The organism is Variovorax sp. 01T439_2, from assembly GCF_056398445.1.
On sequence record NZ_JBFTPJ010001189.1, the window covers coordinates 1 to 1,477 of the forward strand.

Annotated in this window: 3 protein-coding genes; 1 reads left to right on the forward strand and 2 read right to left on the reverse strand. The window is 68.2% G+C overall.

The genetic code is table 11. The annotated features are described in order from the left end of the window. The first annotated feature begins 1 nt into the window (after position 1). The gene (locus AC1DOC_RS33355) at positions 2 to 472 is read left to right on the forward strand and encodes a hypothetical protein (RefSeq protein WP_478131533.1); all 471 of its coding nucleotides are present in this window, start codon (positions 2 to 4) and stop codon (positions 470 to 472) included. A 6-nt stretch (positions 473 to 478) separates the two neighbouring features. Here the strand turns inward: AC1DOC_RS33355 and AC1DOC_RS33360 are convergent, their stop codons facing one another. Both AC1DOC_RS33360 and AC1DOC_RS33365 read right to left on the reverse strand, forming a co-directional pair. Beyond that, positions 479 to 817, reverse strand: coding sequence for a putative antibiotic biosynthesis monooxygenase (locus tag AC1DOC_RS33360; RefSeq protein WP_012748434.1), 339 nt, complete (start codon positions 815 to 817; stop codon positions 479 to 481). A 50-nt stretch (positions 818 to 867) separates the two neighbouring features. Beyond that, a partial coding sequence (locus tag AC1DOC_RS33365) for an NAD(P)-dependent oxidoreductase (protein ID WP_478131534.1) occupies positions 868 to 1,477 on the reverse strand: 610 nt, incomplete at its 5' end.

Genomic DNA, 1,477 nt, shown 5'->3' on the forward strand with positions numbered 1-1,477 from the left:
CCTGCAACACAGGATCGACACCTTCAAGCCGCGCGAGGCCTCGCCGTCCCGCGGCGGCTCCGAACGGTACTGGGCCCCGTGCCTGGCGGTGGCGCTGGTGGCGGTGTCCCTCTTCTACGTGACGTTGAAAGACCTGGTGCACGAGAACGCGGCGCGCACGCCGGCTACGCCACCTGCGGTCATGCCGGCCTATGTCGAGGTCATCCAATCGGCCGGCCGCCTAGGGCTGCCGGATTCGGTGAAACGTTCATCGGTGGAGCCGGCCATGCCGGTGTTCCATCGCGCATCGCCGGCGAATGCGAACTTCGAAGCTCCCGTCGAGCCCGCCAGGGCGGCACCCGCCGTCACCGTGGTGAGCAAGTGCGTCATGCCCGAGGGCAACGCGATCTATTCCGACGGCCCCTGCCCCGAGGGAGCCAGCGCGAGCACGCTGCGGCTGCCGCGCGACCTGCACGCGTCGGCGAGCCAGTGAGCGCAGTCAGGCGGTGGGGAGCACGAATTCCTCGGCGCTGAAGACCGTATGGAAAACGGTCCCGTCGAACATGTCGAAGAGCGCCTTGGACGCTTCGCGGCTTTCGTAGCGAACGGGTGAATCGAGAGCGCGCGCGATGTCTTCGCGGGTCGCGTAGCGGATGGACAGCACCATCGCGAGCTCGGGATCGCCCACATCGCTTTCCAGCTGGCGCAGCACGCGCACTTCGAGCGCGCCGGGAAAGCGGGTCCACAGCGGCACAAGCGTCTCGTGCACGTGGCGGTCGAAAGCCTGCTCCATGCCGGGCTTGACCCGCCCCTTGAAAAACGCGCAGCGGATGAACATGATTTTTCGTTTCCTTGATTGAGTTCGACAGGATGGGAATCGGCGCGTGTTCAGCCGCGGGCATAGCCGTCGAACTGCCGCATCATGGCCGCGGTGTCCTCGGGCCCGAGGCCGGCCGCCACGAAGGTGCGATGCAGCTCCGAGACGATGCCCGCAAGCGGCAACGGCAGCCGTTGGCCTTGCGCAAAACCCTGGACCGCCTCGAGATCCTTGAGCATGTTGTCGATGCGGCCTGTCGGCGTGTAGTCGCGCGCGGCCATCTTGGGACCGAACTCGCGCAGGATCTGGCTGTCGGCGCGGCCGCCGGCGAGGGCCGCGGGCAGCTTCGAGGCATCGACGCCGCCGGCTTCGGCGATTCGCACCGCCTCGGCCACGGCCTGGAAGCCGATGGCACACAGCAGCTGGTTGACCAGCTTGGTGGTCTGCCCGGCGCCGCTCTCGCCCATGTGGGTGTAGTTGGCGCACAGGCTGTCCATGACGGCGCGGGCGCGCGTCACGTCCTCCACGCTGCCGCCCGCCATCACCGTCAGTTGCCCGAGCAGCGCCTTGGGCGCGCCGCCCGAGAGCGGCGCATCCACGAAGCCCATGCCCGTGCGCTCGCGCAATGTCTGCGCGAGCCGGCGCGTGGACGGCGGATCGATGGAGGACATGTCGATCACC

Excerpts from the sequence above, each read along its gene's own strand:
- AC1DOC_RS33360 (WP_012748434.1), bottom strand. The coding sequence starts at position 817 with ATGTTCATCCGCTGCGCGTTTTTCAAGGGGCGGGTCAAGCCCGGCATG.